Annotated in this window: 35 protein-coding genes and 1 pseudogene; 17 read left to right on the top strand and 19 right to left on the bottom strand. The window is 60.6% G+C overall.

Annotated features, from left to right (window positions below; genetic code table 11):
* Positions 1 to 12 precede the first annotated feature (12 nt).
* From NWF24_RS34200 to NWF24_RS17870, 8 genes and pseudogenes are all read left to right on the top strand, one after another.
* Positions 13 to 1,248 (top strand): annotated as a pseudogene (locus NWF24_RS34200) (styrene monooxygenase/indole monooxygenase family protein); the annotation flags it as partial.
* Positions 1,222 to 1,746: a flavin reductase family protein gene (locus NWF24_RS17900; protein WP_258355311.1), complete on the top strand. Its 525-nt coding sequence runs from the start codon at positions 1,222 to 1,224 to the stop codon at positions 1,744 to 1,746. The pseudogene NWF24_RS34200 and the gene NWF24_RS17900, both read left to right, overlap by 27 nt.
* A 46-nt stretch (positions 1,747 to 1,792) precedes the next feature.
* On the top strand, positions 1,793 to 3,076 hold the full coding sequence (locus NWF24_RS17895) for a dienelactone hydrolase family protein (protein WP_258355310.1): 1,284 nt from the start codon (positions 1,793 to 1,795) through the stop codon (positions 3,074 to 3,076).
* A gap of 145 nt (positions 3,077 to 3,221) precedes the next feature.
* Positions 3,222 to 4,007 carry a winged helix-turn-helix domain-containing protein gene (locus tag NWF24_RS17890; protein ID WP_258349695.1) on the top strand — a complete coding sequence of 262 codons (786 nt, stop codon included), beginning with the start codon at positions 3,222 to 3,224 and terminating at the stop codon, positions 4,005 to 4,007.
* A gap of 661 nt (positions 4,008 to 4,668) precedes the next feature.
* Positions 4,669 to 4,908 (top strand): DUF1488 domain-containing protein, encoded by a 240-nt coding sequence (locus NWF24_RS17885; RefSeq protein WP_258349694.1) that lies wholly within the window; start codon positions 4,669 to 4,671, stop codon positions 4,906 to 4,908.
* 207 nt (positions 4,909 to 5,115) lie between these two features.
* A complete protein-coding gene (locus NWF24_RS17880) occupies positions 5,116 to 5,427 on the top strand; it encodes a hypothetical protein (RefSeq protein ID WP_258349693.1) in 312 nt (103 codons plus the stop codon).
* The gene (locus NWF24_RS17875) at positions 5,428 to 5,667 is read left to right on the top strand and encodes a hypothetical protein (RefSeq protein WP_258349692.1); all 240 of its coding nucleotides are present in this window, start codon (positions 5,428 to 5,430) and stop codon (positions 5,665 to 5,667) included.
* A 39-nt stretch (positions 5,668 to 5,706) separates the two neighbouring features.
* Positions 5,707 to 5,955, top strand: a complete 249-nt coding sequence (locus NWF24_RS17870) for a hypothetical protein (RefSeq protein ID WP_258349691.1) — start codon at positions 5,707 to 5,709, stop codon at positions 5,953 to 5,955.
* 135 nt (positions 5,956 to 6,090) lie between these two features.
* Here NWF24_RS17870 and NWF24_RS17865 read toward each other — a convergent pair whose 3' ends face one another.
* The 6 genes from NWF24_RS17865 to NWF24_RS17840 all read right to left on the bottom strand — a co-directional run bounded on the left by NWF24_RS17865 (position 6,091) and on the right by NWF24_RS17840 (position 9,057).
* Positions 6,091 to 6,489 (bottom strand): helix-turn-helix transcriptional regulator, encoded by a 399-nt coding sequence (locus NWF24_RS17865; RefSeq protein WP_258349690.1) that lies wholly within the window; start codon positions 6,487 to 6,489, stop codon positions 6,091 to 6,093.
* Positions 6,486 to 6,704 carry a hypothetical protein gene (locus NWF24_RS17860; RefSeq protein ID WP_258349689.1) on the bottom strand — a complete coding sequence of 73 codons (219 nt, stop codon included), beginning with the start codon at positions 6,702 to 6,704 and terminating at the stop codon, positions 6,486 to 6,488. Before NWF24_RS17860 ends, NWF24_RS17865 begins: the two co-directional genes overlap by 4 nt.
* Positions 6,701 to 7,099: a hypothetical protein gene (locus tag NWF24_RS17855; RefSeq protein WP_258349688.1), complete on the bottom strand. Its 399-nt coding sequence runs from the start codon at positions 7,097 to 7,099 to the stop codon at positions 6,701 to 6,703. The genes NWF24_RS17860 and NWF24_RS17855 overlap by 4 nt, the downstream gene beginning before the upstream one ends.
* Positions 7,096 to 7,482, bottom strand: coding sequence for a hypothetical protein (locus tag NWF24_RS17850; RefSeq protein ID WP_258349687.1), 387 nt, complete (start codon positions 7,480 to 7,482; stop codon positions 7,096 to 7,098). The genes NWF24_RS17855 and NWF24_RS17850 overlap by 4 nt, the downstream gene beginning before the upstream one ends.
* Positions 7,482 to 8,288 (bottom strand): hypothetical protein, encoded by an 807-nt coding sequence (locus NWF24_RS17845; protein WP_258349686.1) that lies wholly within the window; start codon positions 8,286 to 8,288, stop codon positions 7,482 to 7,484. Before NWF24_RS17845 ends, NWF24_RS17850 begins: the two co-directional genes overlap by 1 nt.
* Before the next feature lie 79 nt (positions 8,289 to 8,367).
* On the bottom strand, positions 8,368 to 9,057 hold the full coding sequence (locus NWF24_RS17840) for an antA/AntB antirepressor family protein (RefSeq protein ID WP_258349685.1): 690 nt from the start codon (positions 9,055 to 9,057) through the stop codon (positions 8,368 to 8,370).
* A gap of 344 nt (positions 9,058 to 9,401) precedes the next feature.
* On the opposite strand from NWF24_RS17840, the gene NWF24_RS17835 reads away from it, so the two are divergent.
* Positions 9,402 to 9,989: a type II toxin-antitoxin system HicB family antitoxin gene (locus tag NWF24_RS17835; RefSeq protein ID WP_258349684.1), complete on the top strand. Its 588-nt coding sequence runs from the start codon at positions 9,402 to 9,404 to the stop codon at positions 9,987 to 9,989.
* 353 nt (positions 9,990 to 10,342) lie between these two features.
* Here the strand turns inward: NWF24_RS17835 and NWF24_RS17830 are convergent, their stop codons facing one another.
* Positions 10,343 to 11,395, bottom strand: coding sequence for a hypothetical protein (locus tag NWF24_RS17830; protein WP_258349683.1), 1,053 nt, complete (start codon positions 11,393 to 11,395; stop codon positions 10,343 to 10,345).
* 157 nt (positions 11,396 to 11,552) lie between these two features.
* On the opposite strand from NWF24_RS17830, the gene NWF24_RS17825 reads away from it, so the two are divergent.
* Entirely contained in the window at positions 11,553 to 11,729 is a 177-nt protein-coding gene (locus NWF24_RS17825; RefSeq protein ID WP_258349682.1) for a DUF3606 domain-containing protein, read from the top strand.
* 704 nt (positions 11,730 to 12,433) lie between these two features.
* Here NWF24_RS17825 and NWF24_RS17820 read toward each other — a convergent pair.
* The gene (locus NWF24_RS17820; RefSeq protein WP_258349681.1) at positions 12,434 to 12,730 is read right to left on the bottom strand and encodes a hypothetical protein; all 297 of its coding nucleotides are present in this window, start codon (positions 12,728 to 12,730) and stop codon (positions 12,434 to 12,436) included.
* Positions 12,731 to 12,839: 109 nt separating this feature from the next.
* On the opposite strand from NWF24_RS17820, the gene NWF24_RS17815 reads away from it, so the two are divergent.
* The 3 genes from NWF24_RS17815 (at position 12,840) to NWF24_RS17805 (ending at position 14,871) form a co-directional block, all read left to right on the top strand.
* Entirely contained in the window at positions 12,840 to 13,616 is a 777-nt protein-coding gene (locus tag NWF24_RS17815; RefSeq protein ID WP_258349680.1) for a hypothetical protein, read from the top strand.
* 465 nt (positions 13,617 to 14,081) lie between these two features.
* Positions 14,082 to 14,576, top strand: a complete 495-nt coding sequence (locus NWF24_RS17810; protein ID WP_258349679.1) for a hypothetical protein — start codon at positions 14,082 to 14,084, stop codon at positions 14,574 to 14,576.
* A 4-nt stretch (positions 14,577 to 14,580) separates the two neighbouring features.
* Complete coding sequence (locus tag NWF24_RS17805; RefSeq protein ID WP_258349678.1) at positions 14,581 to 14,871, top strand: type II toxin-antitoxin system RelE family toxin; 291 nt, start codon at positions 14,581 to 14,583, stop codon at positions 14,869 to 14,871.
* Positions 14,872 to 14,942: 71 nt separating this feature from the next.
* On the opposite strand, the gene NWF24_RS17800 is transcribed toward NWF24_RS17805, so the two are convergent.
* From NWF24_RS17800 to NWF24_RS17765, 8 genes are all read right to left on the bottom strand, one after another.
* The gene (locus NWF24_RS17800; RefSeq protein ID WP_258349677.1) at positions 14,943 to 15,338 is read right to left on the bottom strand and encodes a hypothetical protein; all 396 of its coding nucleotides are present in this window, start codon (positions 15,336 to 15,338) and stop codon (positions 14,943 to 14,945) included.
* A 148-nt stretch (positions 15,339 to 15,486) separates the two neighbouring features.
* Entirely contained in the window at positions 15,487 to 16,200 is a 714-nt protein-coding gene (locus NWF24_RS17795) for a hypothetical protein (protein ID WP_258349676.1), read from the bottom strand.
* A gap of 67 nt (positions 16,201 to 16,267) precedes the next feature.
* A complete protein-coding gene (locus NWF24_RS17790) occupies positions 16,268 to 16,690 on the bottom strand; it encodes a helix-turn-helix domain-containing protein (protein WP_258349675.1) in 423 nt (140 codons plus the stop codon).
* Positions 16,687 to 16,809: a hypothetical protein gene (locus NWF24_RS17785; protein WP_258349674.1), complete on the bottom strand. Its 123-nt coding sequence runs from the start codon at positions 16,807 to 16,809 to the stop codon at positions 16,687 to 16,689. Before NWF24_RS17785 ends, NWF24_RS17790 begins: the two co-directional genes overlap by 4 nt.
* The gene (locus NWF24_RS17780) at positions 16,806 to 17,006 is read right to left on the bottom strand and encodes a hypothetical protein (RefSeq protein ID WP_258349673.1); all 201 of its coding nucleotides are present in this window, start codon (positions 17,004 to 17,006) and stop codon (positions 16,806 to 16,808) included. The genes NWF24_RS17785 and NWF24_RS17780 overlap by 4 nt, the downstream gene beginning before the upstream one ends.
* Positions 17,003 to 17,260, bottom strand: coding sequence for a hypothetical protein (locus tag NWF24_RS17775; RefSeq protein ID WP_258349672.1), 258 nt, complete (start codon positions 17,258 to 17,260; stop codon positions 17,003 to 17,005). The genes NWF24_RS17780 and NWF24_RS17775 overlap by 4 nt, the downstream gene beginning before the upstream one ends.
* A gap of 542 nt (positions 17,261 to 17,802) precedes the next feature.
* Positions 17,803 to 18,582 carry a hypothetical protein gene (locus tag NWF24_RS17770; protein ID WP_258349671.1) on the bottom strand — a complete coding sequence of 260 codons (780 nt, stop codon included), beginning with the start codon at positions 18,580 to 18,582 and terminating at the stop codon, positions 17,803 to 17,805.
* 28 nt (positions 18,583 to 18,610) lie between these two features.
* On the bottom strand, positions 18,611 to 19,000 hold the full coding sequence (locus NWF24_RS17765; RefSeq protein WP_258349670.1) for a helix-turn-helix domain-containing protein: 390 nt from the start codon (positions 18,998 to 19,000) through the stop codon (positions 18,611 to 18,613).
* Positions 19,001 to 19,074: 74 nt separating this feature from the next.
* Between NWF24_RS17765 and NWF24_RS17760 the strand changes: the two genes are divergently transcribed.
* A complete protein-coding gene (locus NWF24_RS17760; RefSeq protein WP_258349669.1) occupies positions 19,075 to 19,281 on the top strand; it encodes a hypothetical protein in 207 nt (68 codons plus the stop codon).
* Positions 19,282 to 19,418: 137 nt separating this feature from the next.
* Here NWF24_RS17760 and NWF24_RS17755 read toward each other — a convergent pair whose 3' ends face one another.
* The 3 genes from NWF24_RS17755 to NWF24_RS17745 form a co-directional block, all read right to left on the bottom strand.
* A complete protein-coding gene (locus NWF24_RS17755) occupies positions 19,419 to 19,694 on the bottom strand; it encodes a hypothetical protein (protein WP_258349668.1) in 276 nt (91 codons plus the stop codon).
* Positions 19,695 to 19,868: 174 nt separating this feature from the next.
* Positions 19,869 to 20,186: a hypothetical protein gene (locus NWF24_RS17750; RefSeq protein ID WP_258349667.1), complete on the bottom strand. Its 318-nt coding sequence runs from the start codon at positions 20,184 to 20,186 to the stop codon at positions 19,869 to 19,871.
* 69 nt (positions 20,187 to 20,255) lie between these two features.
* Positions 20,256 to 20,498 (bottom strand): hypothetical protein, encoded by a 243-nt coding sequence (locus NWF24_RS17745; RefSeq protein WP_258349666.1) that lies wholly within the window; start codon positions 20,496 to 20,498, stop codon positions 20,256 to 20,258.
* A 111-nt stretch (positions 20,499 to 20,609) separates the two neighbouring features.
* Between NWF24_RS17745 and NWF24_RS17740 the strand changes: the two genes are divergently transcribed.
* The 3 genes from NWF24_RS17740 to NWF24_RS17730 all read left to right on the top strand — a co-directional run bounded on the left by NWF24_RS17740 (position 20,610) and on the right by NWF24_RS17730 (position 23,630).
* The gene (locus NWF24_RS17740; protein WP_258349665.1) at positions 20,610 to 20,918 is read left to right on the top strand and encodes a hypothetical protein; all 309 of its coding nucleotides are present in this window, start codon (positions 20,610 to 20,612) and stop codon (positions 20,916 to 20,918) included.
* A gap of 115 nt (positions 20,919 to 21,033) precedes the next feature.
* On the top strand, positions 21,034 to 21,930 hold the full coding sequence (locus NWF24_RS17735; protein WP_258349664.1) for a YdaU family protein: 897 nt from the start codon (positions 21,034 to 21,036) through the stop codon (positions 21,928 to 21,930).
* Complete coding sequence (locus NWF24_RS17730; RefSeq protein WP_258349663.1) at positions 21,927 to 23,630, top strand: DnaB-like helicase C-terminal domain-containing protein; 1,704 nt, start codon at positions 21,927 to 21,929, stop codon at positions 23,628 to 23,630. The genes NWF24_RS17735 and NWF24_RS17730 overlap by 4 nt, the downstream gene beginning before the upstream one ends.
* The last annotated feature ends 28 nt before the right edge of the window (positions 23,631 to 23,658 follow it).

Genomic DNA, 23,658 nt, shown 5'->3' with positions numbered 1-23,658 from the left:
TGGAGTGAACGCATGAAGCGACGCGTGGCCATCGTCGGCGCCGGACAGTCCGGCATGCAGCTCGCGCTCGGCCTGCAGCGCGCGGGGCACGAGGTGACGGTTTTTTCGAACCGCACGGCGCGGGAGATTCTCGAAGGACCGGTGATGTCCAGCCAGTGCATGTTCGAGACCGCGCTGCAGACCGAGCGCGAGCTGGCGCTGGACTGGTGGGCGAGCGAGTGCCCGCCGGTGGAAGGCATCGGAATGACGGTGCGCAACCCGGAAGGCGGCAAGGCCCTCGAATGGAGCGCGAGGCTCGACGGGCCTGCGCAGTCGATCGACCAGCGGCTCAAGATACCCGCCTGGATGGCGGAGTTCGAGAAGCGCGGCGGCCGGCTCGTGCTGCAGGACGTGGGGCTCGATGCATTGGAGACTTGCGCTGCAACGCACGATCTTGTGGTCGTTGCAAGCGGCAAGGGCGAGATCTCGCAATTGTTCGAGCGCGACACGGAGCGCTCGCTATTCGATCGACCTCAGCGTGCACTGGCGCTGACCTACGTGAAGGGGATGAAGCCGCGCGAGCCGCACTCGGCCGTGTGCTTCAACCTCATTCCCGGCGTGGGCGAGTACTTCGTGTTCCCGGCGCTGACCACCACGGGGCCCTGCGAGATCATGGTGTTCGAAGGTGTACCCGGTGGCCCGATGGACTGCTGGACCGATGTGAAGACGCCGCAGGAACACCTTGCGCGCAGCAAATGGATTCTCGACACCTTCCTGCCCTGGGAAGCGGAACGCTGCACGGACATCGAGCTGACCGACGACAACGGCATCCTCACGGGCCGCTTCGCGCCGACGGTGCGCAAGCCGGTGGCGACGCTGCCTTCGGGGCGCAAGGTGCTGGGGCTGGCCGACGCTGTGGTGCTCAACGATCCGATCACCGGCCAGGGCGCCAACAACGCGGCCAAGAGCGCGGACATCTACCTGAAGCGGATCCTCGAACACGGCGACGCACCGTTCGACGCCGCGTGGATGCAGGAGACCTTCGACCGTTACTGGGAAGGCTATGCCCGCTGGGCCACCGACTGGACGAACAGCCTGCTCGCGCCGCCGAAGCCGCACCTGCTGAAGCTGCTGCAGAGCGCCACCCACATGCCCGCGGTCGCAAGCACCATCGTCAACGGCTTCGATGATCCGCGCATCTTCGTGCCCTGGTGGTTAGATGCCATCGAGGCGGACCGCTTTCTGGAAGCCCGGGCGCGCGAGGCGGTTGTGGACCGCTTCGACCGACGCGACTTTCGCAAGGCCCTCGGACAGTTCACCACCGGCGTGACCGTCATCACGACCCGGGCCCTCGACGGCCGTCGCGTGGGCATGACCGCCAATTCGTTCTCTTCGGTTTCGCTGGACCCGCCACTGGTGCTGTGGAGCCTGGCCCGGCAGGCGCCGAGCGTGGCCGACTTCACCGGCGCCAGCCACTTCGCGATCAATGTGCTGGCGGCACATCAACACCACCTGTCGCGCCAGTTCTCGACGCCGCAGGCGGACAAGTTCGGGGGGGTGGACTGCTGCGAAGGCACGGCCGGCGTGCCGTTGCTGAGTGGCGTCATCGCCCGGTTCATCTGCCGCAACGTGAAGCAATACGACGGCGGCGACCACCTGATCTTCATCGGCGAAGTCGAGCGCTACGACCGCTTCGACGGCGAGCCGCTGGTCTTTCATTCGGGCTACTACCAGGTGACCACGCGACATCCGGAATGCGTGCAATGAGCGCATGGCCCGCACCATCATCCAACCCTTGAACGGAGCAGTTCACATGCAGGAAAAAGCGCCCGACGCCACGCACCACATCCGCATCCAGGCCACCGACGGCAGCGGCAGTTTCAGCGGCTACCTCGCCGTGCCACGCTCGGGCGCCGGCCCGGGCCTTGTGCTCGCGCAGGAAATCTTCGGCGTGAACGCCACGATGCGCGAGGTAGCTGACTACTACGCCGAGGAGGGCTACGTGGTGCTCGTACCCGACTTGTTCTGGCGCCAGGAGCCGAACGTGGAGCTTGGCTACTCGCCGGACGACTGGCAGCGTGCCTTTGCCCTCTACAAGGGCTTCGACGAGGCCCGCGGCATGGAAGACATGCAGGCCTCGATCAGTGCGCTGCGCCAGCGCCCCGAAGTGCAGGACGCCAAGGTCGGCGTGCTCGGCTTCTGCCTTGGAGGCAAGCTGGCCTACCTCGCGGCCTGCCGCACCGATGCGGATGTTGCCGTCGGCTACTACGGCGTGGGCATCGACGCTGCACTCGACGAGGCCGACAAGATCAAGCGCCCGCTCACACTGCACATCGCAGAGCTCGACAAGTTCTGCCCGCCCGAGGCGCGCGACCGCATCGTCGCCACGCTCCAGGGCCGGCCCGGCGTCTCGCTGTATGTGTATCCCGGCATGGACCACGCCTTCGCACGCGCCGGCGGCGAACACTTCCACAAGCCCTCGGCGCTGATGGCGCACGAGCGCAGCATCGCCACGCTGAAGGACGCCATCGGCCCGCATTACGACCTCTCGGCACTGTGGGACAAGCACTGCGAATACGAGTTCGCCACCCGCAACGTCGACGACACCATGTCGACCATGGTGGCCGAGCCGTACGTCAACCACATCCCGACCATGACCGGCGGCGTGGGCTACAAGGCGCTGCACGCGTTCTATACGAACCACTTCGTCAACAGCAATCCGCCCGACACCTCGCTGGTGCCGATCTCGCGCACGGTGGGCGCCACGCAGGTGGTCGACGAGATGCTGTTCTGCTTCACGCACACCACCGAGATCCCGTGGATGCTCCCGGGCGTTGCGCCGACGGGCAAGCGCGTGGAAGTGCCGTTGCTCGCCGTCATCAAGTTCCGCGGCGACAAGCTCTATCACGAGCACATCTACTGGGACCAGGCCAGCGTGCTGGTGCAGGTGGGCCTGCTCGACCCCAAACTGCTACCGGTGGCGGGGATCGAGACGGCGCGCAAGCTGCTGGACGAGACGCTGCCGTCGAACACCTTGATGTACTTGGGTAACAGAGGTGGGCAAGCGAGCCTGGAAATCTACGCACAGACCACGTAAGCCCAGGTCGGGCATTCGAACACCGTCTTTGCGAACGCAGAGAGGCAACGCCGCTTCATCGGCAGAAATGATGAATTAGATCAATAACTCCTCGATGCATATAAAAGTGCAACGGCTCCACCTGGGCGCTGGAACAGGAGAACTTGTGCGACTGTATGTTTCCCCGCTTCCTTTCGAAACCGCACTGAGCGGCTCGTTTCTCGGCACCAGCCATGCACGCAGCGCAGAGCTCGACGAGGACATGGACCCCATGCGGGTCTTGCTCATCGACCATCAATCGACCCAGTGCAAGACCTTCAACGAAGGACTGGAGAGAAACGGTTTCACCGTGGACATCGTGAACAGCGAAAGCGCAACCGCGAACCCGGTCATCGCACAGGACTACGCGCTCATCCTCCTGAACTCGATGCGACCTGGCCAGGACGGAGTCCATGCCGTTCGAACGATCCGGCGCAAGACGGATGCACCTCTCCTGGTTCTGACCGAACGCGACAGCGTTGCCGCTCGCATAGCGGGCCTGGAGCTTGGAGCGAACGACTATCTGGTCAAGCCGTTCCAGTTTTCCGAACTGCTTGCCCGCGTCAAGGCGCTGGCCCGCAGCACCGGTGCACGCCATCAACCAGTGCTTCGCCTGGCCGATCTGGAGCTCGACGAGCGGCGCGCAAAGTTCTCCCGCGATGGGACCGAACTCGAACTGACCAGGATGGAGTTCACGTTGCTGGTGGTGTTGCTTCGCAACCAGGGCAAGGTACTTTCACGGTCCCTGCTCGCCAGGCGCGTCTGGGATATGGAATTCAATGCCAAGACCAACGTGGTCGACGTAGCCATCCTTCGCCTGCGCAGCAAGCTTGACGCCCCGTTCGAGTCGAAGCTGCTGCATACGGTGCGAGGCGAGGGGTACGTCCTCGAGGAACGTACCGAACCCTTGTAGAGCAAGAGCTGAAGAGAGGGAGCGAAAACGCACACTGCGTGTCGCGGACTAGAGCAGGCTCTCGAGCACCAGTGGTGCCAGCAGATCGATCTTCCAGTGTGACCAGACAGTGCTATGTTCTCCAGCGTTCGGTCCAACGGCCTTCGTGCCGGCGCATCGCCGAAGCAATCCGGTTGCCGCGAAGCAGCAAAGTCTTCAAAGCGAGCTGGAAGCGTAGTCTGAAGATGGCTGAGCAGCCTCCAGAAAAGTGACCCGACTGCACAGAATTTGTGCCGGGCACTGGCTAGCCGTTGGAATCTACGTCAGTTTGGCCAAGAAAAAATCTTCTTAACGCACCTCGAATGGCCAAAGTTTGCCTCGAGTCACAACGATTTGGAGTTGCTTGGGACTGGAAGTTGGCCCCGGAGGGGATTGAAGGCTGGGCTGCAGGCCGCGCCAGCATTCGATTCCCGAAGTTGGACGGCGAAATGTTCCCCCGTCCGTTCCCCCGCATTGGATGTACTTGTTCTGGGCGCGGCCGGCGTGCGCGTCGATGCGCCGCGAGTGGCGCCAAGGTCGAATGTGATCTAGACGGAGGGAACCCAATTGCCTGCGCGCGCCACTGCTGGAGAGGGGCCGAAGCCAGGTGGTCATACTTGAGCCCCCCTGCATGGAGCACACCGTGACCAATGCCATAAATCTGAAGGACTCCCATCTGATTGAGTTCTCTGTCTACTCCGGCGGCCAGCGAATAATCTGCTTCATCAGGTACGAGGCGCTAAAGGACCATCTCGGAGCCACATCGGGCAGCGTCGTTGATGTGCTTGAGGCGAACAGGGGATGCATCGATCCTGTGGCGATCCGCGTGGCGAACCGGACTCCTGACGGCGGGCACGTGATCGTGGAGACCAGCGACCTCTGATCCGCTGGTCATGGCCGGATTCTCCGGAGCTCGACCACCACACCCGCGGATTGACGGTCCAGGCGCCGGCATCGCCGTGCTCGCAACCTTCGGCTCTGGCATCCTCGCGGCTGATGTCCGGCAGGCGCTGAATCCCTGCCGCGCGGACGCACTCGGGGGCGGTATCGAGGAAGTTCATACTGGGGCCCTCAAAAACAGGAGACGGACATGCAACCTCAGTTCGAAAACGTCGTTCAGACGGAAACTGGCATTCGCAACGTGCTGGAAGCGACGTACAAGGGAATGAAGCTGGAGGTGGTGACGGGTTACGACATCACGCACGACGACTGGCCCTTCCACGTCTACTTGACGCCGGCGGGCGGCCCTAAGCAAAGGCTGTTCGATGCACCCACGCAGTACCGTGCCAACACCATGGAGGCGGCTTTCGAGCAGGGGAAAGCCATGGCCGCGCAGTGGCATGACCGCCAGTCCGGAGGCGGCTTTCAGAAGGAAGTCAAAAGGGACATGAGGCCGTACTGAATGCCGAAGCCGATCCGCACCGCCGAGCAGCTGAAGGCTATGCTGATCGCGCGCATCGAGGCTCTGCCAGGCCTTCGAGGTCAGCAGACGGACATTCACCGTGGCGGCGTCATCGGCATGCCGTCTGAAGACGGCGGCCCGAACTGGACTGTGCGCGTTGTCACCGACCGCGGCACGCACCGCGCTGACATTGCTCAGCTTATCCGCACGCTGCAGGGGCAGTTCGACCTCGAGGATTGAGGCGCGCGATACTGCCGGCTCCGCAACGAGGAGATCGTCATGCCCCGTGAAGTCAAAAGCGCCGAGGAGATCCAGGCTGAGGTTTCTCGACTCGTCCACGAGGGCGAGTTGGTGAGGGAAGATGGTGCCGTGATCGGCGTTCACCTTCCCCGAGCCTATGCCGACGGCGTGCGTGAGCCCAACGGCAGCAACTGGTACATGGACGTGTTCTCCAACTCGGCGGGCTACGAGGGCTGGGTAAAGCACGTCTACTACAAGGTCCAGTCGCAATGGGACTTGGAGAGCTGACATCACGCGCCCTCCGAGAACGGGCTGAGCTGCTGTGCGCGCTGCTTTGCCTAGGCGAGCAGGGTAGTGCCCATCAAGGCCATCCGAAAGTTCACCGCAAGCTGCGACCTCCTATCACAGAGGCCTGGGGCATGTTCACGCTGCAATTCCTTGTTCGCGTAACCAGGTCGTCACGTCGCCAGCTCGCCAACGTGTGCAGCGCGCGCCGTTCTTGATCGGCTGCGGGAAGTGCGCAGTAGCCATCTTCCGGCGGATCGTCGATTCGCCCAGGCCCGTGATCTGTTCCACAACACCGATGCGCAAGAGAGCGTCCGGGACGAGGGCCGCCTGCAGATGCTGAGCGGCTGGCGTCCGTTGCTTGTGTGCGGGAGCCGAGGATCGAGGTTCGCCGAGCTCGGCCAACTCGGCGGTGGCCTGAATCTTGGCCCACAACTCGGCCGGCACATTGACGGTCAGCCACCGGCCGGCGCCAGAGCGACTTCTGTTCGGGTCGCTGTGCCTGCACTGCAGCAGTTCGTGGATGAGCTCCATCATGCCGACGTTCCGCCACGGGTTGCCTCGACCACAACGGCTTGCACGATTGCGTTCCGGATACTCGCGCGAGCACCGACGGGGGCTGCACTCCACATTGCTGGAAAGCTTGCATCGATGTGCTCCATCACGGTAAAGGCGACCAAGTCGGCGTCGATCTTCGCCGCGGGCTTCTGCACCAGGCGCAACGTGCGCTTGCGGAGAATGGCGGAGCTCATGCCGGCACCCCCGTGCGCAGCGGTTCCTGGTTGAGGGGGGCGCTCATCGTGCCGTCGCCGCCCACGGCTCCGGCGGAGTACTCGACCATGGAGAGAGCGTAGTAGGAAGCTGGGCAATCGCACTGGTCCCCCAGCTTCGCCGACAACACCGCGTTGAAGCCGTCCAGCATGCTGGGGTCAGCGATCAGTTGCAGCAAGAACGCTTCCGTGAAACGAATTTGCGCCTTGCCGTCGCGGTAGGCCCGGAAGGGGCACGTCGCGTCGGGTTCGTTCATCTGCAGGTCGTCGGCCTCTTCGAGCATCGCCACGGCCAAGTCGCGCCCACGGATGAAGTTAGCTTCGTCGATGGTCAAACTCTTGACAACGCTGTTGCGGGATTTGGTGACAGCGGTCATCGCGTCCTCCGATAGACATTGAGGATGCGGCCGATCACCTGCATGTCGCGGTGGCCGTCGTGGATCTTGACCCACTTGTCGCCTTCGAAAATGTGCAGGCCCTCGATCGGCAGGCGTTGGAACATGCGTGCACCGAACCAACCGCAATCCATCGCCGTATTCGGGTACGCGATGATGTAGAGGCCTTCGTGAATCACGCACTGGTCGAAGTCGACCTCGATCACGTCAGACGCGCCGATCTTGTCGCCGTAGCTGCAGCAATGGTGCTGGAGCAGGTGCACGCCTCGCAGTCGGCCCTCGGTCTGGGTGAAGCTTTCGCGAACTGGAGTCAATGGGGTGGCCGGAACGAGCCGGCGTCCAGCGGTTGCGAGCGCCGCTTCCATCATTCGCTCCGGGATGCGCGACGTTCGCGGCGGCGTTGTGCATGCTCTTCGTGCAGCGCGACCTGTTGCTGCCCCTCGGCCGTCATCTGCTGGAAGACCGCGTGGCTGATGAGCATGTTCGCCGGCACGGTTGCGGTGCGCCCGGTGCTGTCCTGCACAGTGTGGAAGTCTGGCTCGTCGTTGTCGCCGTAGCCGACGCCGCACCAGAACACGCGGCCGATCATCGTGTCGAGCAGTTCCGCGGACTCGGGGAAGATCATCGGGCTCTTCGGATGGACGCTCACGACGTAGGCATCAGGAAAACGTGCGATGAGCTCTTGCTTGCGCGCTTCGGCCTGGGCCCAGAACGTGTGCTGGCCATCCAAGCGGCCGGCGCGCTTCGACCAGACTTCGAAGACCGGGACCTGCTTCCCTTCGCTGAGGCGCATGGCCACGTTTGCCATGTCGGCCCACTTGCTGAGTTCGGCATGCGCGGCATGCTGTTGCTTGTAGGAGCCGATCAGATCGCGTGCCCATTGGGGCAGCGTATCCTTGCGGTCAACACCGTAGCTATCACTCTCGTGCATGCTTTCGAACACGCCCCACCAGGTGAGGGCAACGTCTCGCATGCGCGCCAGCGCCTGCGTGCCGACGAATGCTTCGGGGTCGAATTCCCCTCGATATGCCGGAATCAGGCGGTTGCGTGGGGCGAGCTCGTTCTTGATGGGGCTCGGGGGCTTGTCGGTTGCAGAGGGTGAAGTGACAGCAGTCACCGTTTTGGTGACAGTAGTTGCTGTATTTTGTGGGCGCGTGCTAACATTTCCCATGATTCAGGTTCCTTGCTAGGGTTCTCGGGTCACAGAAGCCCCAACGGTTGCCGCCGTCGGGGCTTCGCCTTTTGTGGGTTCAGTTCATGGTCGCGGGTGCCAGCACCTCCTGCAGAATGGACTCGTGGTAGCTGTGCACGGTGCCGAACCGCGGGTCGCGCACGTCGCCGATGACCAAGCCTTTTTCGCGCGACAGCGCCGCGCACTTCCGGCCGAGGTTTGCTGCCGTGCGGGCATCGACAGGTCGCCCGATCAGGTTGGAGTAGCCGAGGACGGTGAAGTGCTTGTTCTCGGGCTGCGTGCGAGCCTCGATGACGGCCACGTTCTCCTGCAGGCGGGCAAGCTCGGTGGCCTGGCGCGTCTGTTCCTGCTCGATCGCATCCTGGCGCACCAGCGCTTCAATCAGCGCCGCTGTGCGTGGATCCTTGACCGCGGGCAAGGTTGCCGCCTTGGCGCGTCGTTCGCATTCGAGGAAGTACTCCCGGACTTCGAAGCCGCGATCAGTACCACTCATCATCCCGATGTGCTTGCCGGCTTCGAGGGTGAAGTGGTACTCGGACTGGATCTGGCCGGTTGTGGAGAGCTCCCCCTTTTGGGTGAGCTTCACGAAATCACGGTTTTCGACAAAGCGGCCACGCTTGATCTGTGCCTTGGCCCAGCTGGTGAAGTCTTTCCCGACGCCAAGTTCGGCGTGCAGTTCGCGGCCGCTGATGGTCGAGATGAGGTCACTGCCGATCTGGCGCGAGTTGATGGCGATGTTGATGGACATTGCTAGGGTTCCTGGGTTACTTGCTGGGCTGCTCGGCCGCGAGTTGCCGCTCGTCGGTCCGTGCTCTTAAGGTATCAGTTGAACGACGATCTCCGCTAGGTTGCCGGCCGCGCGTTCCCTTGAAGGTCGAGCGCAGACGGTTGACGATCTCTCCGTTCAGGCTGCGGTCGCTGTCGATTGATGCCTCCTGCACTTGAGCGTGGAGATCAGCAGGGAGGCGAACTTGCATACGGATCGGAGGGGTGGATATTTGTGACATAAAAATAGTGTCATTTGAGGTATTGTGAAAGTGACACGGTTGCAGTGTCAATGGGTGTGACACTGTTTTGGTGTAAATTCTTCAAATGGAAGAAGACCGCTACACGCGCATCACGCTGCGTATCCCGAAGGATCTGCATGCCAAGCTCGATGAGGCAGCGGAGGCAACCTCGAAGAGCCTGAATGCAGAAATCGTGGCAAGGCTCGATAAGTCGTTCGAGCCATCTGCCGAAGCAGGGCTTCTCGCATTTGTTCGGCGGAACGAGATGCAGCTTGCGGAAATGGAGTTGGCGCTGAACTACAGGTCCATGCGCTTCGCAGAGGCTGTGTCGGTGCTTCAGCGCATCGCAGTAGCGATCGAGCGATCGCCGTATATGTTCGACGACCTGCAGGGCATGACGGGGACTGTCAACAACCTGATCGATGAGGCGACTACCTTGAGCGACGCTAGGAATCAATCCCAGGCTCTCATCGGCAGGGTACAGGGAGCTCAGCGTCGCTTTGACGACGCGATGCAGCGCCTGAAAGAAATGGCCACCAAAGCCGGGCCGGTCGAATCGGTGAAGAAAGTTGGCATCCTTGATGTGCCGCCGCCTTTCGTTGACAAAAACCTTCCCGTACCGAAGTACGTCAAAGCGATGCGGCCGAGGCCGAACGCCAAACCTAAGCCCTGACCCACAGTTGGGGCGCGAATGAGCGACAACGACATGCTGCTGCTCGGCTGCCTGCTGTTCGTGGTCACGCTCGCGCTGGCCAGGATTTGCCACGATGTTTTGTACGAGGATGGGCGTGGTGGCGAGCCCAAGCCCTGACCGATTCACTGCGAGAGGTTTCATGCCCCGCAGGTTGCCCTCGTCTGCAGGCAATGTCAGGGTGAAACGCTTCACCAGGCTCCGCATTTCCATCGTCGACCTCGCTCATTTCCGCGGTGCATCCGATGTGCTGCGGTATGTCGGCAACTTTGCTGCAGCCGATCACGAAAGAGGGGCAGTTGCCCTCCTCAAATGGGCAACTGCCTTCTAGCGCCTTATTTCATGCGGGTTTCGAGGGCATCCGGAATTTTCTTAAGGTGGCCTTCGATAGTGGTTTCGCCGATCGAGATACCCATGCCCTCGGCGGTACTCCGGATCAGGCCGGCGGTTTTTGCAGGCTTGCTGTAGTCGAGCTTTGCCTCTTTGCAGAGCACCGCAATGATCGTGAGCAGCGTTTTCTGTACCTTGGGATGGATCGAATCGGGCTCTTCCTGTTTAGCAGCAGCACTTTGAAAGTAGCCCGCCTTTTTCGCAGCATCCAACCAGGGAATATCGATGCCCTTCGACTCTGCCCAGTCAAAAAAGTACTGTGGCGCTGCTTGGCTTGGGTGTTGAGGATTTGATTTCCAAAGACGCTCAAGACCCTCAATCTGAGCTATCCGTGCATCCTTGTCCCCGTTGCCGTTGTGCAGTAGTCCGCCTTCAACTTTGAAGTACCCAAAGCCTTCATAAATTTTGGATGGGATCACCCCGGCGATCAAAAACATGGCGGCCTCCATGGACCATGTGTCCATGACTAACCATTGGTGGAGTTCTTCACGGTCGTCCCCCAAACGGGAGAACATGTCTCGGTCCCTTACTTCTTTGGAGGAGAGTTCTGGCTTAGCCTCTTTTGGTGATTCTCCGAAGGAGTACACCGACTTCATTCCTATGGCTGAGAGCCAACGCCGTACCTCCGCTCTTTCAAAGTAAGCCCCCCCAAAATCCGGGATGTCTTCGGCGAAAATTGACAGCCCGTAGCCCGAGTCTGTGCTTCGTACTCGTGTCATGGGCTCAGATTCCAGGTACATAGGCACGGCTGCGAACGAGCGCAGGCTTTCTTTTGCATCGCCGCCCCAGGTCGCAGCGGCATTCAAAAGGTTAGCCGCGCCGGCATAGGCCCGCTCCATTCGGCGAAGAATTGGTGTGATCTTCGCCACAAACTTTGCCTCTTCTCCCATCACGCCAAAAAGCGCGGTGTTCTTTTCTGGAGGAATTCCGGCGATCAGTTCAGCAACTTCCTTTGCCTTGAAGTGTTCGGCGAAGTCCCAGTGCGACAAATCTTCCATACCCCTCCGGTCAACGGTCAATCACACCCGTGATATTGCCATCAACACGAGGGAAGAGGAGGAGAGCACCGGAGGGCAGGGCTTGTCCCTATGCAAAAAGCTGTTCACCAGCCCGCTATCGTTTCACACTCGTGTCCCCAAAACTCAGGAGACAAACATGGTGGACGACCTCAAGAATCGTGGCCCGGCTGACCGCTCGCGCATAAATGTTCACGAAGCCTGGGAACTTGGCTACTGGACAGGCGTGTTGGGCGTGAGCGAGGCAAAACTGCGCGAGGCTGTCAAAGCTGTCGGCGTGATGGTCGTTGACGTACGGCGCTATCTGGGAAAGTAGTGGCCCTCATCGAAAGGCGTGCCGGTTCGATGCCGGCCCCGGGCGCCTGCTGTTGCAGGCCAACAAAGGGGGAGGGGCTAGACCATGTCTTCGAACGGCGAGATGAGCTACGCTGTGGTCGAACAGGGGGCTTCATGATCAAACGACTACTGAGCAGAATCCGTCGGCGGTCGATCGCGCGTACTGCGTCCCTACCGCCGGTCACGCTGTGTGTGCTGGAAAGACCGGGGTTGGGCAGTTTCGTTGACCCCAATCCGTGGTTCGACGTGGCCATGTTCGCGTCGAACGGCGAGCGGGTGGGGCGCGTTGGATATGGGGTGTCGCCGCTTTTCGAGTGCGTGTATGTGGATGGCTTGCATATCGAGCCCCAGTTCAGGGATCAGGGCTACGCGAGCAGCGTCTTGCTAACCATCTCGCAGCAATGCGCAGCAGGCGGCCAGCCGCTACCCATCACGGCCATGCATGAGGTGGGAACATCTCTAGGCTTTTGGGGAAAACTCCGCCTCGGCTGCGTTCCAGGCTTGACCGTGACCATGGACATCCGAACTGGCGATCACGAGCCACTTCGCAGGCGCTGGCGCGCCGCGTTGTTCGCGTCATAGGAGTTCGGTAGTCGCGCTTCAACGGTAAAGCGTGGCGGCCCGATTCCGGCCCCGGGCATGAAAAAGCCCGCGCGAGGCGGGCTTGATTTGGAAAGCAAGGCTCTACCAGCCGTGGGTGCGATAGCGCTCCGCGACCTCGGCGTAGGTCCCATGCGCCTCATCGGTATAGCTGAGCCAGATGCTGTAGATCAGGGTGAGCATTGACAGACAGGCGAAACTGAGAAATGTCCATCCGGCGAGCGCTGTGTCGGCGCCAGAATTCAGCATCGCAGGAATAGTTAAGAAATTCGCGATGGCAAAGCCAAATACGAATAGGAAAATCGCTGCGAGCGCGTAGTGAATCCAGCGCCGTTTGCCGTACTTGTGTGCGATCCATCCTGTGTTGAGCAGCTTCAGCATTTCCATCTCCTATGGCATCAGCGTACCGGAAAAGGCCACCTAATGCGATGCCGATCACGACCGAAAACCCCGTGTTCAAGCTTTCTGAGGATCCGCGCTAGAAAAGCGCATGCCTGAACCTCGCGGCCGTCGCCACCCTCTGTTCCTCCGGCTGACCAAGCCGATCGATCCTGTCTACCCGGATGCTGTGACGCCTGTCGCCTGGGACGATGAGGAGTTCTACGAGAACGTGAGGGGCGTGGTCTACATCGTCACTCGGCAGTGCGCTCGGATGCGAGCCTGGGCGCAGCAGCTACGCAAGCTGCACGGAGCCGACGAGACCTACAAGACGGAGGAGGGGCTCAGCCGGCTCAGCGGTGCGCCGTTGCGGGAGGCGAATCTCCGCGGGCTTGGCACCAGCCTCGATCTCTACACAGAACATGGCGGGGAAGTTCTCGCAGCGAGGTCTGCGGTGCGTGCATACGTGGCCACCGATCTGCTGGCGGTCGTGACTGATCGCGGCGGCGGTGGCGCCGTTGGCTTCGTCTCGTTCGGCCTGAAGTGGATCGCCGATGCTTTCGATGGCATGGAAGACGAGGTCGAGTTGGAGGTCGAGCTCGACCAGGCCTGGATGGATCCTGCTTTCCGGCGGCGGGGCTGGGGCGAGTTGGCGGCGACCGCCATCGCCTGCGCCACAAGGCGGCACGTTGACCAGGTCGAGGCAACGACTCACTGGCCTTCCGGCTTCGTTGCCCCACTCAAGATCACGGTGTGTGCCGACCTCTACAGCACGAGCGGCGAGGCGCTGCTGGCCAAGTGTGCTGACTACGTTGCGCTTGCGTTCGGGATCAGCTCGGAGCTGCAGCGGGTGCGGGTGTCGGAGATCGTGTTGGATGGCCGGTGGTAGCGAATTCCCATGAAAAAGCCGCCTCAGGGACGGCTAGGCCTAAGCCGAGGCGACTTGTGACGGGCGATAGAGCACCCATATAGCCAGCTCTCCAGTTCCCTCAGGATGGCGGTTGGCCTCCCCTTGGAGGAGGCGGTCCGGCTCCAAAATGATTCTGAGAGTCCTGAAAATTTCCTCGCAACGAGTTGTGCAGACGTGTGCACTGTTCATTCACCGTGAAGATTTCGTGACGGGTTGCTATAATATTAATAGCGTTAAACCTATTGTCGCTCTGGAGTTTTTCCTGTTTTTGCGCTGCACAAATGAGCAGTAGGGGAATCCCGAAAGAGGGAGCAAAAAGCGCTAGAGACGCGTCACAATAACTTTTGTCATCATGGCGCGCCGTAACCGCGTTGTGATGCTGTGGCAGGAAGGTCCTCCTGCCAGGATGGCGACTATCCTGAAGTCGAGTTTTGAGAGACGACTATGCAAGCCCACATCCATGGTTCCGGTTTCGGTACTGCGGCGTCGGTGCAAGCTTTTGCCGCCCGCAACCTTCAACTGCTTTCTGCAATCGAAACGACCCTTGGCGTGCTCAAGGCTGATACAGCTTATGTGCGCATCATGGCCGGAGAGGTTGAGGACTGTCTTGCCAAGCTGAAATCCGAGCAATCGGATTGCCCCCTTGACCCCAGTGGCCGAGTCTGTGATCTGCTGCATAAATGCTTGGACTCCGCAAGCCGCATGTATGCGGATAACAAGGCGCGCAAGGCTTCGGCTGAAAAAGACAGTCGACTGACCCCCGAGGATGGCATTGTTGATGCCTTCGACGCTTTCCTTGAGGGGCTGCGTGATCTCCACGATCGCCATGTTGACCTTCTGGACTGGGTGGAAACGCATGATGCACTTCTGGTGCCTTCCAGTGGAAAAGCCTATGGCTCTGTTGATGAGCTCTTCTTGGCGATGGGTGTGAAGGTCTGAGCGCGTGGCTATCACGGTTGCGGGCTTCGACTTTTCTGAGCGATTTCGAATCGAACTGTCCGCTCTCGACCCTCAGATCCAGAAAGCCGCAAAAGAAGCGCTCGACCTCCTTCAGAAAAATCCAGCGGCAAAGAGCTTGAGACTGCACCCTCTCAAGGACTATGCAAAGCCGACGATCTGGAAAATAGACGTCTTCACGAACAAATCCCACCAGATTACGTTCGAACTGATCAGCAATATCGCGAACCTAAAGCGAATCGCCACGCATTCCGAGATTGATCGAGCGCCTAGGTAAAGCCCTCTCCCGAGGGCTTTTCCACATCTGGCTCAGCAGAGACGGAACTGGATCCAGGCGAGCATCTTCGCCTAACGACCGATCGACTTCGTCAAGGGCAAGCTCACAAGCCTCCGAACTTGGCCGCTGGAGCACTGAATGACCACCCGCATCCCGTCAGAGAAGCTGACTTCCACGATCTGCTTTTTGGTGGTGTAGAACGACAGTGCCGCGGCGATGATGATGCCCAGGATGAACCCAATACCTGGAATCACCACGTTCAAGATGAAGCCGAAGATCACTGCGCCGATCACGAAAGAGAAACAACCGAAGTTCTTCTGCGATTCGGTGCGAGCATCGACCCGCGCAATCGATGTGAGCGGATATAGCTGCTTGCGCGAGCTTCGAATGTCGAAGGCATCTCCCTTTACGTAGGCGTATCCGTCAGTGCCAAAGCTTCCGCCCGTGATTTTCATCCCTCCGAACATATTTTCTCCTCCGGTAATTGTTGTCTGGGTCGTACTATTTCACTGGCCATGGCAGAGGCTTTGACGGCGTAACTCGAGGATCTGACTTCCTTGTTTGTACTCGGTGAACTCGACGAGGATCTTGCCGTGACAGAGCTTCATTCGCGGGCTACTCGCCAGCGGTCAGCTTCGATCCGTCAGCGAAGATGACGGTCTCAGGCACGAAACGGGTCTTGTATTTGCCTGGTTCAAGGTTCCAGACGGCTTTGTGCTGCTCCAGGAACTGGTTGTAGTCGCGCCCCCCGGTCCAGACCATGTCTTCGCCTGGCTTGATGGTTTCTGTGATACGGAAGTTCACGCCTCCGACTGTTTTGTCGAAGATGTCCACAAACTCCAGGCTGCCTGCCACCCCAGCGATCGGCTTGCTGCTGGTGTTTTTCACGCCAATCTTGAATTCTTGGTAGTCGCTGTATCGTCGGATCTCGAAGTTCCTCGGTAGCTCTTTCTTTTCGACCAAGGTGACGAGGACAGCCTTGTCGAGTTCGGCGATCTTCTGGGCACGCTCTGCTGCTAGCTTCTCTTTTAGCGCAGCTGCCTCGGCGTCTTTTCGCTCACGCTCTGCAATCCACTGCCTCTGTTGCTCGATTGCGCTCGCGATTGTTGTGCCTATCGGCACCCCTTTGCCGCCAAACACTTCGCCCATCTTTGCGCGGGCGAGGTAGCCGGCAACAAGCTGTCGTTCGTCGTCGGACAGCTTCTTCATTGAAGGCGCGAGGTCCTTGTCCCAAGTGGCCATGTCACTCGGGATAACCGTCTCCGTTGGCTTCGAGCAGCCAACCAGTACGATCATGGACGCAAGAACACAAGCTGTAAGTTTTTTCATTCCCTCTCTCCTTTACTGCAGGCGACTATAACTTTTCGTTACAGCGATGACCTGAGCAGGAACCCTGTTATTTCTGGGGTGGAGTGAAGAACCGCTCGATGTCCGCGATGGTCTGCTCAACTAGCGCCGTGTCCTCGGGGTGCTCGACCAGATCGACCAGCAGGTTCGCCAAATTCTTTCGAAGAGTCGGTCGCTGCTGAGCGGCGATCTCAGCCAGGTACTCCACCAGCGCCCGTACTGACGGCTCGGCATCGGCACCTACGAGCTTGAGCGAGGCGCGTTCGGTCCTGGGCCCTTTGCCCGTCTCCAGCCACTCTGGTGAGACGCGCAATGCTTTTGCGAGCGACACTAGTTCCCGCGGACGCTGGCGCAGGCCGGATTCGATGTTGCCGATCGCGCTCTGGGTCACACCGGCTTCGTCTGCCAGTTGCACCTGGCTCCAGCCGAGCGCGCCTCTCGCTTCCTTGATGCGACTGCCAATGGTGCTCATGCCCACCTCCAGAACGCGCGCGCAATCAGGCCGAGCAAGAACAGAACGAACAGCAGGCCGATGACGCTGGCGCGGCGTGCTGCGGCAAAAGCTCGGTAGAGCAGGGCGAGCGCGATCACGAGGCGGCCGCCTTCTGCTCGATGGCCACAGTCAGGTCGCTGAGTGCGCCCTTCGTGTAGTGCCGCAGCATGCCGACCTGCTCTGCGCACTTCATGCGCAGCAGTGGTGCCACATCGGCCGAGCTGCTGACCAGGTCCAGGGTGGTCTGGGCGCTGATCAGCACCTCGAGGGGGATCGTGGTCGCCACAGCGCTCACGACCATTCTTTCAAGAGCCGCTCACGGCCAGCGGCATCAGCTTCCTGGTACTGCTTCGCCATGAGGGTCGCACGCGCCATGCCTTTGTGGGCGCCCAAGCTGCATCGGCAGATCTCGCCGTCGACCATCCAGTCGCCATCCGCGTTTTGCGTGATGCGGTCGATGGCCTGGTGCTTCAGCCAGTCCTTGAGGTTTGGCGGGAGGCTGGTCAGTACGCCGGTGGTGCGCTGGGCATTGTCCTTAAGTCCTTGCATTCTGTCGCTCCATGATGAAGGCTTAAGAATAGCAATACTTTGCTAATCATTCAAGCAAAACTTTGCTTCAAAATTTGAACGCCTCCTTCAGCAGAGCATTGCGGCGAAGAAGAGCCCGCTCGCAGCGGGCTTGTGAAGAGCCGCTAGCCTAGACGGCTGTGATGAGGCGGCGCGCGGCAGCCAAGACGGTGCGTGCATCATGGGCCGAGATGTTCTTTCTTAGTCGGTAGTCCGCATCGACGCGGTCTCCGTGAAGTCGGCGAAGAGCGACACCCTTGGCTCGCGAAATGCGCTTCTGATCGTCAGTCAGTGATGAGGCCGGGTTCTGCAACTGCGCGGCGAATTCGACATGGACCCCTTGATTTTTTACATCACTGGGTACTGTCCCCGGGGCTGGCAATGCCGCATGCCAAGCGAGACAGTCGTGATATGCGGCGTAATACACGCGGCTGATAGCTGCGCGAGCTTTTGCTTCTATGCCTTCAGTCTTGCTTGTGAGATCCGCTGCAGCAGCGAGAAGCTCCGCCGGTGAAACTGCCACTTTACGCCTCCGCAGTGGAAGTCGATTCAACTGTGCCCACGAAGCCGACCGTTAAGGGCAAGCGATCCAGATCGGCCGCCACTACGCGGTCAATGAACTCCGCATCCATCTCGGCCGCCTCTTCAGGAGTCACTTCCAATCGGTAACGGATGCCTGGGCAACCCATCTCTTCGTCGAACGAGAATCGAGGTGCTCGGTCGAGCCATAGGAGCCCACGTTCCCGCATCAAGTCACCGGCGATGTCCAAAACGCGCGCGAACGCCTCATCCGGAACACCTAAATCGCGAGTTCCATCAGCGATTCGCTCGATTTCATCAAGCTGATCTACTTGGTCTAGCGGGATCTGAGCAACGCGCGCTTGCTCCAGAAGCTCGCGCGCGAAACCGAACCCACCATTTCCAACTGCATGAGGAAGACCCATGCCGACATTTTGATACTGAACCGAAAAGACCAGGCGGGCTTCTGATTGCGCTCGGCTAAACAACCCCAGATTTTGGTACATGGCTGCTCTGTGCGACCTTCCGAGCCAAGGGTCGATCCCGTTGGTCTCTGCCCGAGTAATGAATCGATCAACCTGGTCAATATTTCCTGTCAAGTGCATGACGTCGGCCATGCGCAAAAAGGCGCTCGCGCGCCCGGCTGGAAGTGCCTTTTCTAAGGCGTCCATCCATGCAACGATCTGAGGGTCGTCCGCCGCTAGGAAGTGACCCAGAGGGGTGAGGACTTGGACGATCTCTTGGTGGACCGCATCGGCAATTTTTGCGTGGAGTGGATTGCTCACTCTAGACTTTCAATCGCTGGTGAGGGAGCTATTGCAATTCTTCAGAGCGGGTCGCCTTGTGAAGAATCCTCGCCTGTTCGAGCAACGCCTCTTGCGCCTTTGAGGGCATTCCTCGGAAGAGGGCGCTCAGTTCTAGCACGAACTTCTCAACGCTGGCATCACGTTCGGACGCTTCTGGGATCAGCATCTCCCACGGCTCGACGCCGAGTGCGTCCGCGATCATCGCCATCTCGGTGAGCTTGGCTGAAGGTTCCTTGCCCTTCGCTCCCGCCTCGCGCTCCTTCGGGTTGAGGTAGTTGCCGACGGAGCGCTGAGCCACGCCTGCACGCTTCCCGAGTGATACCTGCGACAACCCAGCGGCATCCATGCGCCGCCTCAGGTTGGCGGCGAAAACAGCATTGATCGAGATTTTTCCCATTGAGGAGAGTCTGGCTGGCAGATTGAGCAAAGTATTGCTTGTTTTCAAAGCAAAGTTTTGCTATGTTTGCGGGCATGAGCACACCACAACCTTTGGACGTCGAAGTGCGCGAACTGCTGGGCTCTCGGAAGGGCGAATGGCAGTTGATCGCATCGCAATCAGGTATCAGCTACTCCTGGTTGTCGAAGTTCTTCAACAACCACATTGACAACCCCGGGTATCAGACGCTGCGCAGCTTGCACGCAGTGTTGACGCATCCGTCCGAACCTGCGGGAGCCTGACCGATGCCCCGCACCAGCGAACTCTTTCCGGGCGACAGGCCCGAGGTCTTCGTCTTGCCGGCCGGGACGATCTGCAAGCGCAACGGGATTCCGTTCGCGCTCTTGAACGCAACGCAGATTGAATGTGACGGAGAAAGCTACAGGACGCTCTTCAGCCAGGAATTGCAGTTGTCGTTGAATCCTGCCCAGGCAGCGGGTTTGCCCGTGATGTCCACCACGAACACTTCGTCGTTGGAATCCATGCGAGACCAGAGCCAGTCGCGCAACTGCACGGGTGTCCAGTCGGTGGACACGATCCACGTGGAGTCCAAGCAATGCCAGTAAGTGGGGAAGGTTTGCTTGATGTCGGCGATCAAGCCGGCGTAGTCCTGGCCCGCCTTGTTCAGGTCGTAGCCAAACAAGAGGTTGCTCATGGAGGCCCCCGTGCGAAGTGAAGTTGTGGAAAAACCATCTTCGCACGGGGTGCCTTTCATGGCCGTCACCAGAACGTGGGAGGCGCGCCATGCGTAGCACCCGCAAGAACGGCCCGCGCACGCGCGCCGTGAAGCTGATGCACGCGACGCATCCAGCCAGCCTCGAATCCCGCGTCAAGACTGCGTTGGCAGCTTCACAAGTGGTCGCATTGGTGTCGGGATCATCGTTAGGAGCGCTGCATCGCGCTGCTGCAGAAACTCGTCCGAGACAGGATCTGCAAGGTTCCGCTCGTATGCCCTGTCCGCCGCGATCGAAATCTGCTCGGCCACAACGGCGGCTATTCGCGGCTCTTGCGAGACTGCTCGGAGCACGCCGATGACCAACGTTGTCAGAGCCTGCAATCGGGTTTCGGCCGCAAGCGCGTTCTTCGAGGTCTGCTCCGATAGGCCGAAGAGCGACATGACGTGCTTCTCGAGTTCTTCGTTGGACATTTTGTCTGCCCCTCGCGGGGTCCGTAGTGTGGTGCTCGGACTCTACCCCGCGAGGTGGCGGGCACCAATTCACCAGGGTCTCCGGGCCGACCGTGAACTGCTGCTTGGCGTCACGTCCACGACGGTTGCGCTGAACCGCAGAACGACGTCGCCATCGATCCATCGGATCTCAAGCTTCGACGTGCGCAATGTGATGCGCGCCGGCATCAGGCCGCTCGGATCCGCATTAGTCGCGATGCTGGTTCGCGTGCTTTGGTGGATCAGGTCCGGATCGTGGGCCGGAACTCGTCTTGGGGCGATGTGTGAGGTCATGGGAACGAAGTCTCGGAGAGCTCCCCTGCAAGAACCAGCAAGGCCGCATGCAGCGGTCGGGATGTTCTGGAACGACTTGGCACCGCACTGCAACAGTCTGGAAGGTGCTGCATGAGCGAGAGCACACACAGCCCCGCGGAATTGGCCCAGAAGATTGTCTCGACGGTGCTCAAGGCCACCCAGCGGGAGACGAAGCAGACGGCCATTGCCACGGCGATCGGTATGCCCGAGAGCACGCTTTCGCGGCTGTTGTCCGATCACCTTGAAAAGCTCGCGCTGGTACTGGCCCATGCGGGACTGCGCGTCGTGTCGAGTGATGCCCGGTGCTTCGACCCAACATACATCGATGCCGTCCTGACCCTCGCGCGTCAGCACATGTCATCGCTGCAGTCGGTCCGAAGCCTGGAATGGGAGGACTGATGCGCCGCGCTACAAACCGCGTGATCTATATCGCGCACTTCATCTACTACCTCCGCATCCACCGCTCCTGGTCGAGCGCGTTGTGGTGCATGGCTCACGAAGGACGGGCCTGGCGTTGAACTACTTTGAGCTTCACATCGGCGACTACGCTGAGGCCACACAACATCTGAGCATCCTCGAGGACGGCGTGTACACGCGCCTTCTGCGCAAGTACTACGCGAGCGAGAAACCATTGCCGGTCGAAATCGAGAAGGTGCAGCGCCTGATCGTCGCGAAGTCGAAAGAGGAGAAGGCGGCCGTCGAGGCCGTGCTGTCGGAGTTCTTCGATCTACGCGACGACGGCTGGCACCAGGATCGTTGCGACGACGAAATCGCGCGGTATCTGGCCGGTGAGCCCGAGCGAGTCGCCAAGAAGGCCAATGAGGACGCGCGCACCGAGCGGCATCGCCAAGAGCGCGCCACGCTGTTCGCGGCGCTGACCAATGCCGGTAGGCATGCCGCTTGGAACACTGGCATCAAGGAACTCAGAGCGTTGGTGGCAGCGTTGCCGGCAACGGCACCTGCAACACCTGTCACGGCACCTGAAACGTTCGAGGTCACGGGAGCTGTCACGGCACCTGCAACGCCTGTCACGGCTACCCAGACACCAGACACCACTTCCCAACTCCCACTACCCACTACCCAGAATAAAGAAGATACAGATACGGGGGGCAGGCCCCCCAAACCCGAGTTCCCGCCGGGCTTCGTTCGCATGTGGGAGGCCTGGCCGAAGCACCACCGCAAGGGCGAGAAGGGCGAATGCCTGAAGCTCTGGCGCAAGCACGATTGCGAAGAGCTCGCTGACGCGATCATTGGACACATTGAGCGGATGAAGGCTTCCCGAGACTGGACCAAGGACGGCGGGGAATACATCCCGGCGCCGCTGGTTTACATCCGAAACCGGCGATGGGAGGGCGCGGAAGACGGGGATGTCCTTGCTGCGGCGAGCGGAAATCAGGCGGTGGTGCTGTGACGCAGAAGACTTTTCTCGACTTCGGCATCGAGGTGCGCCACGCCTCGGGCGAAGAGGACACGACCTGCCCGAAGTGCTCCGAAGCCCGGCGCAACAAGCGGGCGCGGTGCTTGTCGGTGAACATCGACAAGGGCGTTTGGACGTGCCACCACTGCGGCTGGTCGGGCGGCCTGGGCAGCGGTGAGCAGCAACGGCCGGTCATCGTCAAGACCTGGCGCCGGCCTGCGTACATCGCGAACAACACCGAACTGTCGGATGAGGCGCTGAAGTGGTTCGCAGGGCGCGGCATCACGCAGGAGGTGCTGCGGCGCAATCGCGTCGGGTCCGGGACGGCCTATATCCCCCAGGTCGAAGAGCGGCGTGGCGCGGTGATGTTCCCGTACTACCGCGGCGAGGAGGTCATCAACGTCAAGTACCGGACCAAGGACAAGTTGTTCCGCATGGAGGCGGGCGCCGAGCGAGTGCTGTACGGCCTGAACGACATCGGCGAAAAGCTGATCTGGGTCGAGGGTGAGATGGACAAGCTCTCGGTGGAGGTGGCCGGCTTCGCATCCTGCGTCAGCGTGCCTGACGGTGCGCCGACGCCGAACACCAAGAACTACTCCAGCAAATTCGACTTTCTCGACGCACCGGAGCTCGAGCGCGCGAAGGTCCACATCATCGCGGTGGATAACGACGAGCCGGGCGTGCGTCTCGAGGACGAGCTGCTGCGCCGCCTTGGCCGTGACTCATGCATGGTGGTGCGCTGGCCAGAGGGTTGCAAGGACGCGAACGACGTGCTGGCGATCTACGGTGCCATCACGCTACGCGAGTGCATCGACGCGGCGACATGGGTTCCAGTCGAAGGCGAGCACACCGTGCGCGAGTTCAGGGAGAGCATGGATCGTCTCTATCGCTTCGGCATGCCCAAGGGCCTGCGCACGGGCTGGTACAGCGTGGACGAGTGCTACACGGTCATGCCTGGCGAGTGGACGCTGGTGACAGGCATTCCTGGGCACGGCAAATCCGAGTGGCTGGACGCGCTCATGGTGCAACTCGCACACCAGCACGGCTGGCGGTTCGCGGTGTTCTCGCCGGAGAACCAACCGACGGAATACCACCTGTCGAAGCTGGCCGAGAAGTACATGGACAAGCCGTTCGCGGACGGTCCCACCGAACGCATGACGCCGAAGGACAAAGACGATGCGATCGACTTCCTGGACCAGCACTTCGTTTTCATCCTGCCGGAGCTGCCAACCGTCGATGCCTTGATTGAGCGCCTGCGCTCCATCGTCAAGCGACATGGGGTGCAAGGTGTGCTGCTCGATCCCTGGAACGAGATCGACCACACCCGGCCGGGCGGCATGAGCGAGACGGAATACATCAGCCAGAGCTTGTCGAAATTCCGTGCGTTTGCGCGCTCGCATGGCGTCCACCTCTGGATCGTCGCGCACCCGACCAAGTTGGAGAAAAAGACCGATGGCGGCTATCCAGTGCCCACGCCCTACGACGTGGCGGGCTCCGCGCACTGGCGCAACAAGGCGGACAACTGCGTCACGGTGTGGAGGGATCAGACCACTCAGACCGACTTCGTGGAGATCCACGTTCAGAAGATTCGGAAGAAGTCGGTGGGCCGCGTGGGGCTGGTGAAGCTGCAGTACCTGCGGCTCACGGGCAACTACGTCGAAAGCACTGGGCCCTACGCCCGGACGCGCGGATGACCAATCGGAATATCTAACCCAAGATCAG

It is taken from the genome of Variovorax paradoxus (assembly GCF_024734665.1).
Classification (GTDB): Bacteria; Pseudomonadota; Gammaproteobacteria; order Burkholderiales; family Burkholderiaceae_C; genus Variovorax.
Note: the sequence above shows the minus strand (reverse complement) of the source record. Positions and strands in the feature narration are given on the sequence as shown.

Coding starts and splice junctions, on each gene's coding strand:
- NWF24_RS17895 (WP_258355310.1), top strand. CDS start 1,793: ATGCAGGAAAAAGCGCCCGACGCCACGCACCACATCCGCATCCAGGCC.
- NWF24_RS17880 (WP_258349693.1), top strand. CDS start 5,116: ATGCAACCTCAGTTCGAAAACGTCGTTCAGACGGAAACTGGCATTCGC.
- NWF24_RS17875 (WP_258349692.1), top strand. CDS start 5,428: ATGCCGAAGCCGATCCGCACCGCCGAGCAGCTGAAGGCTATGCTGATC.
- NWF24_RS17870 (WP_258349691.1), top strand. CDS start 5,707: ATGCCCCGTGAAGTCAAAAGCGCCGAGGAGATCCAGGCTGAGGTTTCT.
- NWF24_RS17865 (WP_258349690.1), bottom strand. CDS start 6,489: ATGATGGAGCTCATCCACGAACTGCTGCAGTGCAGGCACAGCGACCCG.
- NWF24_RS17860 (WP_258349689.1), bottom strand. CDS start 6,704: ATGAGCTCCGCCATTCTCCGCAAGCGCACGTTGCGCCTGGTGCAGAAG.
- NWF24_RS17855 (WP_258349688.1), bottom strand. CDS start 7,099: ATGACCGCTGTCACCAAATCCCGCAACAGCGTTGTCAAGAGTTTGACC.
- NWF24_RS17850 (WP_258349687.1), bottom strand. CDS start 7,482: ATGGAAGCGGCGCTCGCAACCGCTGGACGCCGGCTCGTTCCGGCCACC.
- NWF24_RS17845 (WP_258349686.1), bottom strand. CDS start 8,288: ATGGGAAATGTTAGCACGCGCCCACAAAATACAGCAACTACTGTCACC.
- NWF24_RS17840 (WP_258349685.1), bottom strand. CDS start 9,057: ATGTCCATCAACATCGCCATCAACTCGCGCCAGATCGGCAGTGACCTC.
- NWF24_RS17835 (WP_258349684.1), top strand. CDS start 9,402: ATGGAAGAAGACCGCTACACGCGCATCACGCTGCGTATCCCGAAGGAT.
- NWF24_RS17830 (WP_258349683.1), bottom strand. CDS start 11,395: ATGGAAGATTTGTCGCACTGGGACTTCGCCGAACACTTCAAGGCAAAG.
- NWF24_RS17825 (WP_258349682.1), top strand. CDS start 11,553: ATGGTGGACGACCTCAAGAATCGTGGCCCGGCTGACCGCTCGCGCATA.
- NWF24_RS17820 (WP_258349681.1), bottom strand. CDS start 12,730: ATGCTGAAGCTGCTCAACACAGGATGGATCGCACACAAGTACGGCAAA.
- NWF24_RS17815 (WP_258349680.1), top strand. CDS start 12,840: ATGCCTGAACCTCGCGGCCGTCGCCACCCTCTGTTCCTCCGGCTGACC.
- NWF24_RS17810 (WP_258349679.1), top strand. CDS start 14,082: ATGCAAGCCCACATCCATGGTTCCGGTTTCGGTACTGCGGCGTCGGTG.
- NWF24_RS17800 (WP_258349677.1), bottom strand. CDS start 15,338: ATGTTCGGAGGGATGAAAATCACGGGCGGAAGCTTTGGCACTGACGGA.
- NWF24_RS17795 (WP_258349676.1), bottom strand. CDS start 16,200: ATGAAAAAACTTACAGCTTGTGTTCTTGCGTCCATGATCGTACTGGTT.
- NWF24_RS17790 (WP_258349675.1), bottom strand. CDS start 16,690: ATGAGCACCATTGGCAGTCGCATCAAGGAAGCGAGAGGCGCGCTCGGC.
- NWF24_RS17775 (WP_258349672.1), bottom strand. CDS start 17,260: ATGCAAGGACTTAAGGACAATGCCCAGCGCACCACCGGCGTACTGACC.
- NWF24_RS17765 (WP_258349670.1), bottom strand. CDS start 19,000: ATGGGAAAAATCTCGATCAATGCTGTTTTCGCCGCCAACCTGAGGCGG.
- NWF24_RS17760 (WP_258349669.1), top strand. CDS start 19,075: ATGAGCACACCACAACCTTTGGACGTCGAAGTGCGCGAACTGCTGGGC.
- NWF24_RS17755 (WP_258349668.1), bottom strand. CDS start 19,694: ATGAGCAACCTCTTGTTTGGCTACGACCTGAACAAGGCGGGCCAGGAC.
- NWF24_RS17750 (WP_258349667.1), bottom strand. CDS start 20,186: ATGTCCAACGAAGAACTCGAGAAGCACGTCATGTCGCTCTTCGGCCTA.
- NWF24_RS17745 (WP_258349666.1), bottom strand. CDS start 20,498: ATGACCTCACACATCGCCCCAAGACGAGTTCCGGCCCACGATCCGGAC.
- NWF24_RS17740 (WP_258349665.1), top strand. CDS start 20,610: ATGAGCGAGAGCACACACAGCCCCGCGGAATTGGCCCAGAAGATTGTC.